This is a genomic window from Meridianimarinicoccus roseus (assembly GCF_003172915.1).
Classification (GTDB): domain Bacteria; phylum Pseudomonadota; class Alphaproteobacteria; order Rhodobacterales; family Rhodobacteraceae; genus Meridianimarinicoccus; species Meridianimarinicoccus roseus.
The window spans coordinates 1-14,334 of sequence record NZ_QGKU01000030.1 but is presented as its reverse complement, the minus strand read 5'-3'; the positions used below and the strand labels follow the sequence as shown (position 1 = coordinate 14,334).

General features: G+C 67.0%; 15 protein-coding genes. 10 read left to right on the top strand and 5 right to left on the bottom strand.

Annotated features, from left to right (window positions below):
• The first annotated feature begins 74 nt into the window (after window positions 1–74).
• The gene (locus DKT77_RS07795) at window positions 75–401 is read left to right on the top strand and encodes a HesB/IscA family protein (protein ID WP_109811233.1); all 327 of its coding nucleotides are present in this window, start codon (window positions 75–77) and stop codon (window positions 399–401) included.
• Window positions 402–499: 98 nt separating this feature from the next.
• Here the strand turns inward: DKT77_RS07795 and DKT77_RS07790 are convergent, their stop codons facing one another.
• The 3 genes from DKT77_RS07790 to DKT77_RS07780 form a co-directional block, all read right to left on the bottom strand.
• Complete coding sequence (locus tag DKT77_RS07790) at window positions 500–928, bottom strand: FKBP-type peptidyl-prolyl cis-trans isomerase (RefSeq protein WP_109811146.1); 429 nt, start codon at window positions 926–928, stop codon at window positions 500–502.
• Window positions 929–1,119: 191 nt separating this feature from the next.
• Complete coding sequence (locus DKT77_RS07785; RefSeq protein WP_109811145.1) at window positions 1,120–2,058, bottom strand: M48 family metalloprotease; 939 nt, start codon at window positions 2,056–2,058, stop codon at window positions 1,120–1,122.
• Entirely contained in the window at window positions 2,052–2,648 is a 597-nt protein-coding gene (locus tag DKT77_RS07780; protein WP_109811144.1) for a hypothetical protein, read from the bottom strand. Before DKT77_RS07780 ends, DKT77_RS07785 begins: the two co-directional genes overlap by 7 nt.
• A gap of 169 nt (window positions 2,649–2,817) precedes the next feature.
• On the opposite strand from DKT77_RS07780, the gene xth reads away from it, so the two are divergent.
• A complete protein-coding gene (gene xth / locus DKT77_RS07775) occupies window positions 2,818–3,615 on the top strand; it encodes an exodeoxyribonuclease III (RefSeq protein ID WP_109811143.1) in 798 nt (265 codons plus the stop codon).
• Window positions 3,616–3,636: 21 nt separating this feature from the next.
• Here the strand turns inward: xth and DKT77_RS07770 are convergent, their stop codons facing one another.
• Both DKT77_RS07770 and dksA read right to left on the bottom strand, forming a co-directional pair.
• The gene (locus tag DKT77_RS07770) at window positions 3,637–4,833 is read right to left on the bottom strand and encodes an FAD-dependent monooxygenase (RefSeq protein WP_109811232.1); all 1,197 of its coding nucleotides are present in this window, start codon (window positions 4,831–4,833) and stop codon (window positions 3,637–3,639) included.
• A gap of 84 nt (window positions 4,834–4,917) precedes the next feature.
• Window positions 4,918–5,343: an RNA polymerase-binding protein DksA gene (dksA, locus tag DKT77_RS07765; protein ID WP_238547748.1), complete on the bottom strand. Its 426-nt coding sequence runs from the start codon at window positions 5,341–5,343 to the stop codon at window positions 4,918–4,920.
• Window positions 5,344–5,557: 214 nt separating this feature from the next.
• Here dksA and DKT77_RS07760 point away from each other — a divergent pair, with 214 nt between their 5' ends.
• The 8 genes from DKT77_RS07760 (at window position 5,558) to DKT77_RS07725 (ending at window position 14,331) form a co-directional block, all read left to right on the top strand.
• Window positions 5,558–6,400 carry an AAA family ATPase gene (locus DKT77_RS07760; RefSeq protein WP_109811141.1) on the top strand — a complete coding sequence of 281 codons (843 nt, stop codon included), beginning with the start codon at window positions 5,558–5,560 and terminating at the stop codon, window positions 6,398–6,400.
• Window positions 6,397–6,840 carry a GNAT family N-acetyltransferase gene (locus DKT77_RS07755; RefSeq protein ID WP_109811140.1) on the top strand — a complete coding sequence of 148 codons (444 nt, stop codon included), beginning with the start codon at window positions 6,397–6,399 and terminating at the stop codon, window positions 6,838–6,840. Before DKT77_RS07760 ends, DKT77_RS07755 begins: the two co-directional genes overlap by 4 nt.
• Before the next feature lie 2 nt (window positions 6,841–6,842).
• Window positions 6,843–8,222 carry a DUF2927 domain-containing protein gene (locus DKT77_RS07750; RefSeq protein ID WP_238547747.1) on the top strand — a complete coding sequence of 460 codons (1,380 nt, stop codon included), beginning with the start codon at window positions 6,843–6,845 and terminating at the stop codon, window positions 8,220–8,222.
• Complete coding sequence (locus tag DKT77_RS07745) at window positions 8,219–8,380, top strand: apolipoprotein acyltransferase (protein ID WP_109811139.1); 162 nt, start codon at window positions 8,219–8,221, stop codon at window positions 8,378–8,380. The genes DKT77_RS07750 and DKT77_RS07745 overlap by 4 nt, the downstream gene beginning before the upstream one ends.
• Window positions 8,381–8,462: 82 nt before the next feature.
• Complete coding sequence (locus tag DKT77_RS07740; RefSeq protein WP_109811138.1) at window positions 8,463–9,644, top strand: vWA domain-containing protein; 1,182 nt, start codon at window positions 8,463–8,465, stop codon at window positions 9,642–9,644.
• 146 nt (window positions 9,645–9,790) lie between these two features.
• Window positions 9,791–10,471 (top strand): hypothetical protein, encoded by a 681-nt coding sequence (locus tag DKT77_RS07735; RefSeq protein ID WP_109811137.1) that lies wholly within the window; start codon window positions 9,791–9,793, stop codon window positions 10,469–10,471.
• Between the two features lie 132 nt (window positions 10,472–10,603).
• Entirely contained in the window at window positions 10,604–11,584 is a 981-nt protein-coding gene (locus tag DKT77_RS07730; RefSeq protein ID WP_109811136.1) for a TAXI family TRAP transporter solute-binding subunit, read from the top strand.
• Between the two features lie 533 nt (window positions 11,585–12,117).
• Window positions 12,118–14,331, top strand: coding sequence for a TRAP transporter permease (locus DKT77_RS07725; protein ID WP_238547642.1), 2,214 nt, complete (start codon window positions 12,118–12,120; stop codon window positions 14,329–14,331).
• The last annotated feature ends 3 nt before the right edge of the window (window positions 14,332–14,334 follow it).

Sequence of the window (14,334 nt, the reverse complement as noted above, 5' to 3'; positions counted from 1 at the left end):
GACTTGTTGCGCGCACATCCACTGCATATATTCGATGCAACACAAACACAAACGATCAGGAGGCCAGGATGGATCTGACCCTTCCGCCAAAGGTCACCCCGCGCGCCTTCGCCCGGCTGGCCGAGATCAACGACGGGGCCGAAAGCCCCAAGGCGCTGCGCGTCGCGGTCGAAGGCGGCGGCTGTTCCGGTTTCCAGTACGATATCAAGCTGGACGATCCGGCGAGCGACGATCTGGTCATCGAGGATGGCGGGCAGCGCGTTGTCGTGGACGCGACCTCGCTGCCGTTCCTGGAAAACGCGGTGATCGATTTTACCGAGGAATTGATCGGCGCACGATTCACCATCGAGAATCCGAATGCAGCGTCCAGTTGCGGATGCGGTATCAGCTTCGCAATGTGAGTCACAAAGCGGATAGAATAAAAGGAAAGGCGCGCAAGGGATTGCGCGCCTTTCTTCATGTTGGGCGCAGCGGCACCCCAAGTGCCGCAGCCCCGATCTCAGGCGATTTTGACCAGTTCGATGTCGAAGTTCAGGTCCTGCCCGGCCAGCGGATGATTGGCGTCCAGCACCACGGTATCCTCGGTCACTTCGGCGACGGTGACGGGCATGGTCTGCCCCTCGGCGGTCTGCACCTGAAGCTGCGTGCCAAGGTCCAGCGGAATATGGTCGGGGATTTCCTCCCGCGGCACGGGCTGGCGTGCTTCGGGGTTGACCGGGCCGTAGGCGTCGGCGGACGCGACGGTCACGGTCTTCTTCTCCCCCTCGGTCATGCCCGGAAGCGCGTTGTCGAGGCCGGGAATGATCTGGCCCGAGCCAACTTCGAACGACAGCGGCTCGCGGCCTTCGGAACTGTCGAAGGTGGTCCCGTCGTTCAGGGTGCCGGTGTAGTGAATATGGACGGTATCGCCCGCCTTGACCTCTGCCATGGCTTTCTCCGTTTTGTTGCGTTCTGCGTGGGGGTTGCGATTTGCGGCCGGGTTGGTGACGGATGGGCCGGATGAAGGCTTAAGGCTAACACGCCACGATCTGATGTAAACCCGAAGCCCGGCGGGTCCGGCTGCGCGGTTTCGTCCCCGCTTGTCACTGCCGCCTGGCGGTTGGCGCTGGTGGGGTCCGGTCAGCCCGTCGGACAGGCGGTCGCCAGCCGCGACAGCGGAAAGTCCCGTTCCAGCCCGAGCGGCAGAAGGGACAGCATCCCGTCGCTGGCGGCCAGCCGGGCCAGCGTGGCCATGTCGCCCGCCACGTCGCGCACCAGTGCCGCGCCGCGTGCCGGGTCCGGTTCGGAATGGGCGAAGGCCATCGGATCGGCCTGAAAGCGCGTCGCCAGCGTCGCGATCCGGTCCGGCGAGACGGGATGCGTGCTGCCCGGCGCGGCCTCAGCCAGCGGGTCCTGCCACCACGCAGCCATGTAGTAGAACAGCACGCCGAGAGGCATCGCGCCCAGCCGTGCGAAATGGTCCGCCGCGAAAGCATCGGCCGCGATCTCCTGCGCCTGACTTTGCGCGCCGCTCAGTCCGCCGCGATGGTCCAGCATCAGGTGCCCGACCTCGTGCGCCAGGATGAACTGCAGGGCCGAACTGTAGATCTTGCCCGAAACATCGTTGGTGAACGGGTCCGCCAGCGCGACCTCGCGGTCGATGGCGAAGGCGCGCAGCGGCGCAGGCAGCGGCCTGCCATCGCGCAGCAGCGCCCAGAGGTAGGTCTGGATCATTCCGGGCGCACAGCCCCGGCTTTCGAACCAAGCGAACAGCGTGGCGATGTCGTCGAGGAACCGGATGCTGTCCTGCGGAAAATGGATCACCCGGCTGCGCGGGTCCGCATAAAACGACAGCGGCGAAGGGCCGGAGGGCGGAAACACCAACCGGATCGACGCCGCTCGGGGCCGCTCCGCGCGCGGCAGGTTGCCGATGATATCCCGCTCCAGCACCGCCTGCAGGTTCGGCGCGGCCCGGGCCATCACGCGGGCGCGCTCCGCCTCGGTATACATCTGCGCGGTCGCGCCTCCGGCCGCGCCTGCCAGCAGCAAAGCCAGCGCACAGGCCGCACGCCTCAGCATACCGGGTGCACCGCGTTGAAAGTGGCGCGCGCCAGCGGGTTCGGGTCCGCCGGGTCGATCCCCGTGGCCCAGGCGCGGAACGCATCCTGCGCGCCCCAGTCGGCTGCCCAGACGGGCGCCATCAGGTCCAGCTTGACCAGCGCAAGATCGTCTTCCTGCCGGGCGGTCATCTCCCGCCCCTGCGCAAGGCAGTTCAGTGACCGGATCTTGCGGTCGGCTACCGCGCGGGCGTGATCGGGATCGCCGTCTGGAGCCGTGTCCGCGCCGGGCGGCACGGGCATGACCCCGATGAAGCCGGCAGCGGAACCGCCCGCTAGCTGCATCGCCTGCCCGGCAGCGGCCGGCGTGACGGTGATCGGCGCGGAAAGAGAAACATAGGCGTATCCGACAATCGTGAGCAGCACGAAAACCGGGGTGCTGAAAGCGAAGGACCCTGCGACGCCCAGCTTGCCACCCTCGGTCAGGTCCACGCGCTGAACCGTGCGCCAGAACCCGATCATCACGATCGCCGCGACGATCAGAACCACAAGCGTCAGCGTCAACCGCTCGGCGATGCGGAACAGCACGATCAGGTCGGTCGTGGGCGTCATGGCCTGCGCCTTTCGCTGCGTCACCCCAGAAGGATCATGCCGCAGCCGCGCGCAAATGCAAGCCCAGCCCCGGTCAGGTTTTCCGCCGCCCCGTCCCGCCCGGCGAAACCGCTGGACCTTGCCCTGCCCCCTGCCCTAGCAAGACCATACAAGACCGGAGAGACCCGCCATGAAGATCGCCACGTTCAACATCAATGGTATCAAGGCCCGCATCGGCGCGCTGACCGACTGGCTTTCGGAGGCGCAGCCCGATGTCGCGGTGCTGCAGGAGATCAAGTCGGTGGACGAGGGGTTCCCGCGCGAGATGTTCGAGGACATGGGCTACCAGGTGGAAACCCACGGCCAGAAATCGTTCAACGGAGTCGCGATCCTGTCGAAACTGCCGCTGGAGGATGTCCGGCGCGGCTTGCCCGGCGATGCCGGGGACGAGCAGGCCCGCTTTATCGAGGCCACGGTCTGCGGCGAAGTCCCGGTGCGGATCTTCGGTCTGTACCTGCCGAACGGTAACCCGGCGCCTGGGCCGAAATACGACTACAAGCTGGCCTGGATGGCGCGGCTGGAGGACCACGTGCGCGCAGCGCTCGCGCTTGAGGAACCGCTGGTCGTGTGCGGCGACTACAACATCATCCCCCAGCCCGAGGACGCCGCGCGCCCCGACGCGTGGCGCAAGGACGCTCTGTTCCTGCCCGCCTCGCGCGAAGCGTTCCGCCGGATCGTGGCGCTTGGGCTGACCGACGCCTTCCGCGCCACACACCCGCACATGCCGCCTAGCCCGCCGCCGCAGCAGTTCAGCTTCTGGGACTACCAGGCCGGCGCATGGAACCGCAACGATGGGATCCGCATCGACCACCTGCTGCTCAGCCCGCAGGCCGCCGACCTTCTGCGCCTGTGCGAGATCGACAGCGACGTGCGCGGGCGCGAGAAGCCCTCCGACCACGTGCCCGTCTGGATCGACCTCGCAGCCTGATCCCACGGCCCGACCGCCGGTTCAGCTGCCCCGCTGCGGCGTATGACCCGAAACGCGGGTCACGTCGTGGCGATAGAGCCAGCCCAGCCGCTTCAGCGCCGCGTCGGGCGCCAGCGCACCGCCGACTCGCAAGGCCGCGTGGGCGAGCGGGCGAATGGCGCCGCCAAGGTGATATGCCCGCGCATTCGCCCCGGCCGCCGCCACGATCCGCACGCAGCGGTCGCGCCGCACGTGTTGGTAAGCGGCGAAGGCGGCCTCGGGTTCGGCATGCTCCGCAAGGCATTCGGACAGCACCCATGCATCCTCCAGTGCCATGCAGGCGCCTTGCGCGAGGAAGGGCAGCGTCGGGTGCACCGCGTCGCCCAGCAGCGCCACTCGCCCCGAATGCCAGAGCGGCGCCACCGGATGACGGAAAAGGCCCCACAGGAACACCTCGGGCACGCGGTCCAGCAGCGCGCGGATCTCGGGCGTGAAATCGAAAAACGCGCGGCGAAGATTGGCCGGATCGTCGGCGTGATGCCAGCCCTCCTCGGCCCAGTTGCGCCGTTCCTGGACGGCAACGATGTTCATCAGGCGGCCGCCGCGCAACGGGTAGCACACGAGGTGCCGCCCCGGCGCCATGAAGACCCGCGCAACCGGCGCGCTGCTGCCATCACCCGGCACGAGCGCGCGCCAAGCGACCTGCCCGGTGAAGCCGGTCTCGGCCCCACTGCCCTGTGCGCTGCGCACCACCGACCGTACGCCGTCGGCACCGATCACGATCGGCGCGGTCAGGCGGCGCCCGTCCCAAAGATTAAGCGCCGCCCCTTCGGCCAGCATGTCGACCGCCGCTACCGGGGTGCCCGTCTCGATCTGCACGCCCGCCGCGCGCGCGGCATCGGCCAGGCAGTCCAGCAGGTCGGCGCGATGGACGAACAGCCACGGCTGCGCCGTCCCCAGTGCCCCGAAATCCAGCCGCAGCACGCGGCGTCCCGTCAGTCCGTCATGAAGCTGCACCGCTTCCCCGGCAACCGACCGCTCCGCCAACGTGCGCGCCAGCCCCAGCGCATCCAGAACAGCCATGCCGTTCGGGCTGATCTGCACCCCGGCGCCAACCTCGCGCAACGCATCGGCGCGTTCCAGCACGCGCACCTGCGCCCCGTGCCGCGCCAGTGCCAACGCAGCGGCCAGCCCGCCGATCCCGGCTCCGACCACGGTGATCTGTTGTCCGATCAGCATACCCGACCTTTGCCCCGCCGATACGAAAACACCCGGCGGCGACCGGGTGTTGTCCATTCCTCTTGCAGGCGCGCCGGGGCGCGCTCAGTCGTCGCGATGCACTTTCTCGCGGCGTTCGTGACGTTCCTGCGCTTCCAGCGTCATCACCGCGATCGGGCGCGCGTCGAGCCTCTTGAGCGAGATGGGTTCCCCGGTCGCCTCGCAATAGCCGAACTCGCCATTGTCGATCCGGCGCAGCGCCGCGTCGATCTTGGAGACCAGCTTGCGCTGCCGATCCCGCGTGCGCAGTTCCAACGCGCGGTCCGTTTCCTCCGACGCGCGGTCGGCGACATCGGGAATGTTCCGGCTGCCGCTGTCCTGAAGCCCTTCGATCGTGTCGCGGCTTTCTTCGAGGATCTCGTTTTTCCAGGCCAGAAGCTTCCGGCGGAAGTATTCAAGCTGACGTTCGTTCATGAACGGTTCGTCCTCTGCGGGACGATAGTCATCGGGCAAAAATACCTCGACCTTCATGTCTGCTCCCCTGTCCGGCCCGGTTGCCTTGGGCGATTTACCTGAAGACTGGTGAAATTCCGTGTTAAGCATCCCGCAACCTCCTGTGCCGGTCGCATACCCCAAGCCCCGGCGCGTGTCACGCAGATTCAGCCCGTCTGGCAAGCGTGCTTGCGGCGCTGCGGCAGTGTGCTAGGGTCAGCGCCGAGCTGACGAAAAAGGCGCATAATCAATCATGAAATTCACCGGTACAGAAAGCTATGTCGCCACCGACGACCTGACCGTCGCGGTCAACGCCGCTGTCGCTCTGGAGCGTCCACTGCTGGTCAAGGGCGAGCCCGGAACCGGCAAGACGGAGCTTGCCCGCCAGGTCGCAGGCGCGCTTGGCCTGCCGATGATCGAATGGTCGATCAAGTCCACGACAAAGGCGCAGCAGGGCCTTTACGAATACGACGCCGTCAGCCGGTTGCGCGACAGCCAGCTGGGCGACGCGCGGGTGAACGACGTGGCCAACTATATCCGGAAGGGCAAGCTGTGGCAGGCCTTCGAGGCGGACGGGAAAGTCGTCCTTCTGATCGATGAGATAGACAAGGCCGATATCGAGTTTCCGAACGATCTTCTTCAGGAGCTCGACCGGATGGAGTTCTTCGTCTACGAGACCGGCCAGACCATCGCCGCGCGCCACCGGCCCATCGTGATCATCACCTCCAACAACGAAAAGGAACTGCCCGACGCTTTTCTGCGGCGCTGCTTCTTCCACTACATCCGTTTTCCCGACATGGACACGATGAAGCGGATCGTCGAGGTGCATCACCCCGGCATCAAGCAGCGTCTGCTGACCGCCGCGCTTGAACAATTCTACGAGTTGCGAGAGACACCGGGCCTGAAGAAGAAGCCGTCCACATCCGAAGTGCTGGACTGGCTCAAGCTGCTGCTGGCCGAAGACCTGACGCCCGAGGACCTGAAGGGCGACGCGAACGACGCTCTGCCGCGGATGCACGGCGCGCTTCTTAAGAACGAACAGGACGTGCACCTTTTCGAACGCCTGGCCTTCATGGCGCGCAGCGGGCGGCGATGAGCGTCCGCGTCCGGCCGCTGGCCGCCGGGGATCGCCCTGACTGGGACGCGCTGTGGCGGGGGTATCTCGACTTCTACCAAACAACGCTGCCCGCCGCGCAGTTCGATCTGCATTTCGCGCGCCTGACCGGAGCGCACCATCCCGCCTGGCACGGGCTTGTCGCGATGGCCGATGAACGGCCGGTCGGCATCGCCCATGTGCTGCTGCACCCGCATGGTTGGCAGGCCGAAGACACCGCCTATCTGCAGGACCTTTTCGTCGCGCCGGAAGCGCGGGGGACCGGTGCGGGCCGCGCGCTGATGCTGGCGGTCTACGATCTGGCCGACAAGCTTGGCGCGCGCGGGGTTTACTGGACAACGCAGCATTTCAACACCAAGGCGCGCACACTTTATGACCGGGTCGGCACGCTGACGCCCTTCTTGAAATACGCGCGGGCCTGAGGATGCGGGCCGCCTCTGCCGCCATCGTTCTGGCCGCAGTGCTTGGTCTTGCGGGGTGCGCCGCACCGCCCGGACCGGCCCCGGTATCGCCCGAAGCCGCCGCCGCAGCCCGCGCACTTCCCGAGATGCGCCGCTTCGGCCCACCCGCACCGCTGCCTCCGGGCCGCGCCAATGCCGAGATGGCGGTAGATTTCCTCGACCTGACAATGCGGCTTGAAAGCGGCGCGGCGCTGCCGGTCTTTACCCGTTTCGAGCAGCCGGTGACCATTGCGCTCAAGGGGGCGGCAACGCCGATCTTCGAAAGTGAACTCGATCGACTGGTCGACCGGCTGCGCCGCGAGGCGCGCATCGACATCCGACGCACCGACGGGAGCGACGCTTCCATCACCGTGGAGGCGGTGCGACGCGCAGACCTCGACCGCGTGGTCCCTTCCGCCGCGTGTTTCGTGCTGCCACGTGCCATCGGATGGGACGATTTCCAGGGCAATGCGCGCCAGAGCGGCCTGAACTGGGCCGATCTGCGCACCCGCGAGACAGCGACGATCTTCATCCCCGCCGACATCAGCCCGCAGGAGGTGCGCGACTGCCTGCACGAGGAGACGGCCCAAGCGCTCGGCCCGGTGAACGACCTGTTCCGGCTGGAGGATTCGATCTTCAACGACGACAACATGCACGGGGTGCTGACCGGCTTCGACATGCTGATGCTACGCGCGGCCTACGATCCTGCGCTCCGCAGCGGCATGACCCGCGAGGACGTGGCGCAGCGCGTGCCGCGGATCCTGGCCCGGCTCAATCCCGGCGGCGAGGCGGTGCGATCGCGCGCGGTGTCGCCCAGCCCGCCGGAATGGCGCAACGCGATCACCGCCGCGCTCAGCCCCGGACGCGGGATAGGGCAGCGTCGGGCAGCCTCGCTCAGGGCGCTGGACCTCGCTCAGTCCGAAGGCTGGCAGGACACTCGGCTCGGGCTGTCTCTGCTGACGGCGGGGCGGCTGTCGTCGGGGCGCGACGGCGTCTTTGCGCTGGAAACCTTCTTCAAGGCCGGACGAGTCTATGGCGCACGGCCCGCGACCGCGGTCCATGCCGCCAATGTCGGCATCCAGATCGCCGCCTTCGCGCTGGTCGCAGGCGACTACGACACGGTGCTGCGGCTGACCGAGACGCACATCCCCGCCGCGCGCCGGGCCGAGAACGCGGCGCTCCTGGGCGATCTTCTGATGGTGCGCGCGGCGGCGCTGGACGCACGGGGCGAACGCGCCAAAGCGGCGGAAATCCGGGGTGACGGCTTCGGTTGGGCGCGCTATGGGCTACGTTCCGACATGGACGTGCTGCGCCGCGCCGCCGAAATCGCCGCGCTGACGCCGACACCGCAGGAGGGAACATGATCGTCATCGTCGCGGCCCTGATCGGGGGCATCTACGGCGGGCTCCAGGCCCGCCGCCGCAAGGGGCGGCCCGCCGACATCGCGCAATACGCTGCGGGCTATGCGCTCGCCTTCATGGTGCTGGGCGTGTTCGCGTCGGTACTGCTCAACCGGATGTGACCGCGCCGCGGCTGGGATTGCACGCACCCGCCCGTCTGTCGCATCCTCGATCCGCGCAACGCACCAGACAGAGGACCGGATCATGTTCCTGCGTTTCTTCGACACCCTGCGCAAGTTCAAGGTGCCGGTGTCCCTGCGCGAATACCTGTCCTTCCTGGATGCCATGCAGACCGGGCTGGTCAGCTACGATGTGGACGGGTTCTACTACCTCGCCCGCACGGTCATGGTGAAGGACGAACGACATCTCGACCGGTTCGACCAGGCCTTCGCCGAAACCTTCAAGGGCCTCGAGCATGCCGAACTGTCCGAGTTGGTGGAGCGTGCCGATTTGCCCCGCGAGTGGCTGGAGAAACTGGCCGAGAAGCACCTGAGCGACGCCGAGAAGGCAGAAATCGCGGCGCTTGGCGGGTTCGAGAAGCTGATGGAGACGCTGAAGGAGCGGCTGAAGGAACAGCAGGGGCGGCACCAGGGCGGGTCGAAATGGATCGGCACGGCCGGCACCTCGCCGTTCGGGGCCTATGGCTACAACCCCGAAGGCGTGCGCATCGGGCAGGACCGCTCGCGCCATCGCCGCGCCGTCAAGGTCTGGGACAAGCGTGAGTTCCGAAATCTCGACGACAGCGTCGAACTGGGCACACGCAACATCAAGGTCGCTCTGAAACGGTTGCGCCGCTGGGCCCGCGACGGGGCCCATGACGAACTGGACCTCGACGGGACGATCCGCGCCACCGCCGAACACGGCTACCTCGACGTAAAAACTCGTCCCGAGCGGCGCAACGCGGTCAAGGTGGTGCTGTTTCTCGACATCGGCGGGTCGATGGACGACCACATCCGCGTGGTCGAGGAGCTGTTCTCCGCCGCGCGGGCGGAGTTCAAGCACCTAGAGCACTACTACTTCCACAACTGCCTTTATGAAGGCGTGTGGCGCGACAATGTCAGGCGCTGGACCGATCAGATCCCGACTTGGGATGTGCTGCACACCTACGGCCCTGATTACAAATGCATTTTCGTGGGAGACGCATCCATGAGCCCCTACGAGATACTCTATCCCGGCGGCGCGAACGAGCACTGGAACGCGGAGACGGGCGAGACCTGGCTGCGCCGCGCCTGCGAGCAATGGCCCGACCACCTGTGGATCAACCCGGTCCCCGAGAAGCACTGGGGTTACACTCAAAGCATCGGGCTTGTCGGACAGATCTTTCCGGGCCGAATGGTCCCGATGACGCTCGATGGGATCGACCGGGGCATGCGCCTGCTGACCTGACCCCTCCTTTCGTCGCACCAAGACTGAACGGAAAGCTATGCGGGGCCGACGCCTGCGGCTCGCACGATACCTATGGCCCGGGGCGCCCTCGGCACGGATTGGGTAATCTCTCCGAGTATGTGAGCGAAAGAAAGAAAGCGGTGCCAATGACCTGTAAAACCATCAAAGCCCTTGCCGAAATGGTCCTTCTGGTCCTGTGTCTGTGCAGCCCGGTTGGGGCCGTCGCCTCGACGGTGACGGGAATGTACTGGAAGAGCAACGCCGAGTTTTTCCATGTGAACGAAGCGATCGGTTTCGCCAACAACAACGCGGACAGTCCGACAGCGACGTTCACTTCCAGCGGGATCGATTATCCCAATGGAAAAAAAACTTTGACCAGCAGTTCCACGCTCACGGACTTTCTCGGCGTCGACGCGGCGACCATCAAAGGCGACGGCTCGTCGCAGCTGGCGACATCGGTTTTCTATTTCACCGGCATGCTCAATCTGTTCGGCAGCAAGACCCTCAAGGTGGGCTCCGACGACGGCTTCGTGCTCGCGCTCGACGGGACCAACGTAATGTGGCAGGCGACCAACCGCGCCTTCGGCTACACGAGCACGAGCTACGACTTCACCGGACAGACGCGATTCAGCCTTCTCTACTACGAGAACAAAGGCAACACCGGCGTGGAATTCTCCATCGACGACTGGATCGTCGGAAGGGATCCGCAGCCTTCGAAGGTTCCGATTCCAGCCGCGTTGCCCGCGCTTGCAACCGGACTTGCCGGATTGATCCTGCTGAACCTGCGCGCACGCCGGACCGCCGCGCGTCGGCGTGTGGATGCGTGAAAGCGGCCTAATCGGCCCGAAACAGATCCACTGACCCCGCATTCCCTGTTGCCCTGCGTCACAGGCGCGATACCCTCGACACTGCTAGGCTCGACCCATCGGGCCTGGCGACACAAAAGGGGAGGACGACACATGCGTCTTTACGCAGTGACATTTGGTATAGCGGCGCTTGCTGCTGGTGTTTGCGGTGCTCAGGAGGATCGGTCTGGTTGGCCTGCGTCGTTCACGGTTGGCACGGCGTCGCAGGGCGGGACGTATTTCGCCTATGGCTCGGGCTGGGCGAACCTTGTCGCGGACGAGCTTGGCCTTTCGGGCGGCGGCGAGGTGACGGGCGGCCCGATGCAGAACATGGCGCTGGTGCACACCGGCGACGCGGCCTTCGGGATGACCACGATGGGCCCGGCCGCCGAGAGCCTCGCGGGCACCAACCCGATCGCGCCGGGCCTGGCGATGGACAAGGCCTGCGCGATGTTCCCGATGTACCAGACCCCGTTCAGCGTGACCGCGCTGTCGAGCAGCGGGATCACCTCGATCTCCGAGATCCCGGACGGCGCGCGGATCGGCTTCGGGCCCGCGGGGTCGACCTCGGACACGTATTTCCCGCGCATGATGGAAACGCTGGGCGTCAATTTCGAGCGGCGCAACGGCGGCTGGTCGGACCTTGGCGGCCAGTTGCAGGACGGTCTGCTGGACGTGATCGCCTTCGCCGCGGGCGTGCCCGTGCCGGCCGTCAGCCAGCTTGAAGTGCAGACCGACGTGAATATCATCGAGTTCACCGAGGCCGAGCAGGCCACGATCATGGAGGCCTTCCCGGTGTCCGAGTTCGAGATCGCGGCGAACACCTACACCACGCTCGAGGCGCCGGCGCGGTCGGTGTCGATGTGGAACTTCGCCATCGCCAACTGCGACCTGCCCGCCAGCTTCGTGAAGGCGGTCGTGGACGTGGTGATGTCGGACAACGAGCGGATGGTGGGCATCCACCGCGCCGCGCGGTCCACCGTGCCCTCGAACTGGGACAAGAACAAGGTCATGCCCTGGCATCCCGGCGCCGCCGAATGGTTCGCCGAGAACGCGGGGGCCGATATCCCGGCCGACATGATCTACGGCCAGTAAGCCAGCCCCCGCCCCGCGCGTCCGGCCCCGTGCCGGGCGCTTGCGGGGCGGGCCCGGCCCCGGACGGGATCCCGCACCGGCTCCGCACGGGCTCCCTGCACGGTCTTCTTAGGACGGACCTCTCGCACGGGGCGCGAACAGGATCGCGGCGCCCCCTGCCCGACCGGGCGCCAACCGGGCCCCGATCGGCCATCGATGGCCCCGGCACAGACCCGCGCAGCCCCCCGCGAAGACAGGGGGGCAGGCCGCGGCGGACGCATGGGGGCCGACCCGCCCCCGGCCAGACCGGCACACCGGCCCGGCCCTCCCCGCCACGCCAACCCGCCTTCACCCCGTCACTTCCCCCATTTCCGCCCGAACCCGCCATGCGCCCGGCCCGTCCGGCCCGCGCGGACCCGGACCCCACCGGAGGACCACCGCCGATGCACCCCCCCGCCCGTCACGACCCGTTTTCCCCCGGAGCCCGCACCCGGCCCTGCCGCGCCCCCGCCGATAGCGGCCGCGGCGACGCCGCCGCGCAGACCGACGAGCACATGATCGCCGACGGCGTCGACGACGAAGCCGTCGAGGCCAACCGCCGCATCTTCGAGGGATCGACCTTCTGGGCCATGGCCGCCCTCGCCACGCTCTACGCGATGTTCCACATGGCCGCGCTGAACGGGCTGTCGATCTCGGCCCTGACCGGGATCGAGCTGCCCTTCCTGCCGCAATTCCCGATGGAAACCTGGAACTTCCGCATCGTCCATGTCGCCGGCGCGCTGGTGCTGGGCTTCCTGATGTACGCCGCCGCCGACTTCCCCGGCGACGCGGACGCGCCCGGCACACCGGCCCGGCCCGCGCTGCACACCGCCGCCATCGCGCTCGCCGTCCCGGCGCTGCTCGCGCTCGGCACGGCGATCTGGTTCGCCCTGCTGATCGAAGGCGGCGCCATGTGGAACGGCATGGACGCCACCATCAAGTTCCGCGAGACATGGCTCTTCGGCGTGCCGCTGCTGCTCGCCACCGCAGGGGCCATCGGCCTGTCCTGGGCCCACAGCGCCCCGCGCGCGCGCCTCGCCGCGCCCGACATCGTGCTCGGCATCTGCGCCGTCGCCGTCGCCGCCTACCTGATCACCATCTACGGCACGCTGATGCGCAACTCCACCGGCACCCCCTTCGCGCCGATCGGCATCTCCATCGCCGCCGTCGCGGGCACCGCGCTGATCATGGAACTGACACGCCGCGTCGCGGGCCTCGCGCTCGTCATCATCGCGGGCGTGTTCCTGGCCTACGTGTTCGCGGGCCAGTACCTGCCGGGCTTCCTGAACTCCCCCGCGATCAGCTGGCAGCGCTTCTTCAGCCAGGTCTACACCGATGCCGGCATCCTCGGGCCGACAACCGCCGTGTCCTCGACCTACATCATCCTGTTCATCATCTTCGCCGCCTTCCTGCAGGCCAGCAAGGTCGGCGACTACTTCGTCAACTTCGCCTTCGCCGCCGCAGGCCGCACCCGCGGCGGACCCGCCAAGGTCGCCATCTTCGCCTCCGGCCTGATGGGCATGATCAACGGCACCTCCGCGGGCAACGTCGTCGCCACCGGCTCGCTCACCATCCCGCTCATGAAGAAGGTCGGATACCACAAGAAGACCGCGGGCGCCGTCGAGGCCGCCGCCTCGACCGGCGGGCAGATCATGCCCCCGATCATGGGCGCGGGCGCCTTCATCATGGCCGAGATCACCGGCATCCCCTATACCGAGATCGCCATCGCCGCCATCATCCCCGCCGTGCTCTACTTCGTGTCGGTCTTCTTCATGGTCGACTTCGAGGCCGCCAAGCTCGGCATGCGCGGCATGAACGCCGACGAGATCCCGAAACTCTCCACCATGATGCGCCGGGTCTTCCTGTTCCTGCCCATCCTCATCCTGATCGCCGCGCTGTTCATGGGATACTCCGTCATCCGCGCGGGCACATACGCCACGCTCTCGGCCGCCGTCGTCTCTTGGCTCACCCCCTACCGGATGGGGCCGCGCTCCACCCTCAAGGCGTTCGAGATCGCGGGCGTCATGTCGATCCAGATCATCGCCGTGTGCGCCTGCGCGGGCATCATCGTCGGCGTCATCAGCCTGACCGGCGTCGGCGCGCGCTTCTCCAACCTGCTGCTCGGCCTCGCGGGCGTCAGTCAGTTCCTGGCGCTGTTCTTCGCCATGTGCATCTCCATCCTGCTCGGCATGGGCATGCCCACCACCGCCGCCTACGCCGTCGCCGCCTCCGTGGTCGCGCCCGGCCTCGTGGAGCTTGGCATCCCGCAGCTGACCGCGCATTTCTTCGTGTTCTACTTCGCCGTGCTCTCCGCCATCACGCCGCCCGTCGCGCTCGCAAGCTACGCCGCGGCCGGCATCTCCGGCGCCAACCCGATGGAAACCTCCGTCGCCTCGTTCAAGATCGGCATCGCCGCCTTCATCGTGCCCTTCATGTTCTTCTACAACGGCGCGCTGCTGATGGAGGGAACCTGGTTCGAGGTGATCCGCGCAGGCGCCACGGCAACCGTCGGCGTGTTCCTGCTGTCGGCCGGCGTGCAGGGGTGGTTCATGGGCGGACGCACAGCGTGGTTCATCCGCGCAGGCCTCCTGCTCGCCGCACTCACCATGATCGAAGGCGGCCTCGTCACGGACATCATAGGCCTCGCAACCATCGCAGCCGCCTGGACAATACAAAAAACAATCCACCCAAACCCAGACGCAAAACTCAACGTCAAAGGCGCAGACTGAAAA

What these genes read in the sequence shown, in the direction of transcription:
- DKT77_RS07725 (WP_238547642.1), top strand. Translation starts at nt 12,118, where the DNA reads ATGATCGCCGACGGCGTCGACGACGAAGCCGTCGAGGCCAACCGCCGC.
- DKT77_RS07770 (WP_109811232.1), bottom strand. Translation starts at nt 4,833, where the DNA reads ATGCTGATCGGACAACAGATCACCGTGGTCGGAGCCGGGATCGGCGGG.
- DKT77_RS07760 (WP_109811141.1), top strand. Translation starts at nt 5,558, where the DNA reads ATGAAATTCACCGGTACAGAAAGCTATGTCGCCACCGACGACCTGACC.
- DKT77_RS07785 (WP_109811145.1), bottom strand. Translation starts at nt 2,058, where the DNA reads ATGCTGAGGCGTGCGGCCTGTGCGCTGGCTTTGCTGCTGGCAGGCGCG.
- DKT77_RS07730 (WP_109811136.1), top strand. Translation starts at nt 10,604, where the DNA reads ATGCGTCTTTACGCAGTGACATTTGGTATAGCGGCGCTTGCTGCTGGT.
- dksA (WP_238547748.1), bottom strand. Translation starts at nt 5,343, where the DNA reads ATGAAGGTCGAGGTATTTTTGCCCGATGACTATCGTCCCGCAGAGGAC.
- DKT77_RS07755 (WP_109811140.1), top strand. Translation starts at nt 6,397, where the DNA reads ATGAGCGTCCGCGTCCGGCCGCTGGCCGCCGGGGATCGCCCTGACTGG.
- xth (WP_109811143.1), top strand. Translation starts at nt 2,818, where the DNA reads ATGAAGATCGCCACGTTCAACATCAATGGTATCAAGGCCCGCATCGGC.
- DKT77_RS07750 (WP_238547747.1), top strand. Translation starts at nt 6,843, where the DNA reads ATGCGGGCCGCCTCTGCCGCCATCGTTCTGGCCGCAGTGCTTGGTCTT.
- DKT77_RS07745 (WP_109811139.1), top strand. Translation starts at nt 8,219, where the DNA reads ATGATCGTCATCGTCGCGGCCCTGATCGGGGGCATCTACGGCGGGCTC.
- DKT77_RS07735 (WP_109811137.1), top strand. Translation starts at nt 9,791, where the DNA reads ATGACCTGTAAAACCATCAAAGCCCTTGCCGAAATGGTCCTTCTGGTC.
- DKT77_RS07780 (WP_109811144.1), bottom strand. Translation starts at nt 2,648, where the DNA reads ATGACGCCCACGACCGACCTGATCGTGCTGTTCCGCATCGCCGAGCGG.
- DKT77_RS07740 (WP_109811138.1), top strand. Translation starts at nt 8,463, where the DNA reads ATGTTCCTGCGTTTCTTCGACACCCTGCGCAAGTTCAAGGTGCCGGTG.
- DKT77_RS07790 (WP_109811146.1), bottom strand. Translation starts at nt 928, where the DNA reads ATGGCAGAGGTCAAGGCGGGCGATACCGTCCATATTCACTACACCGGC.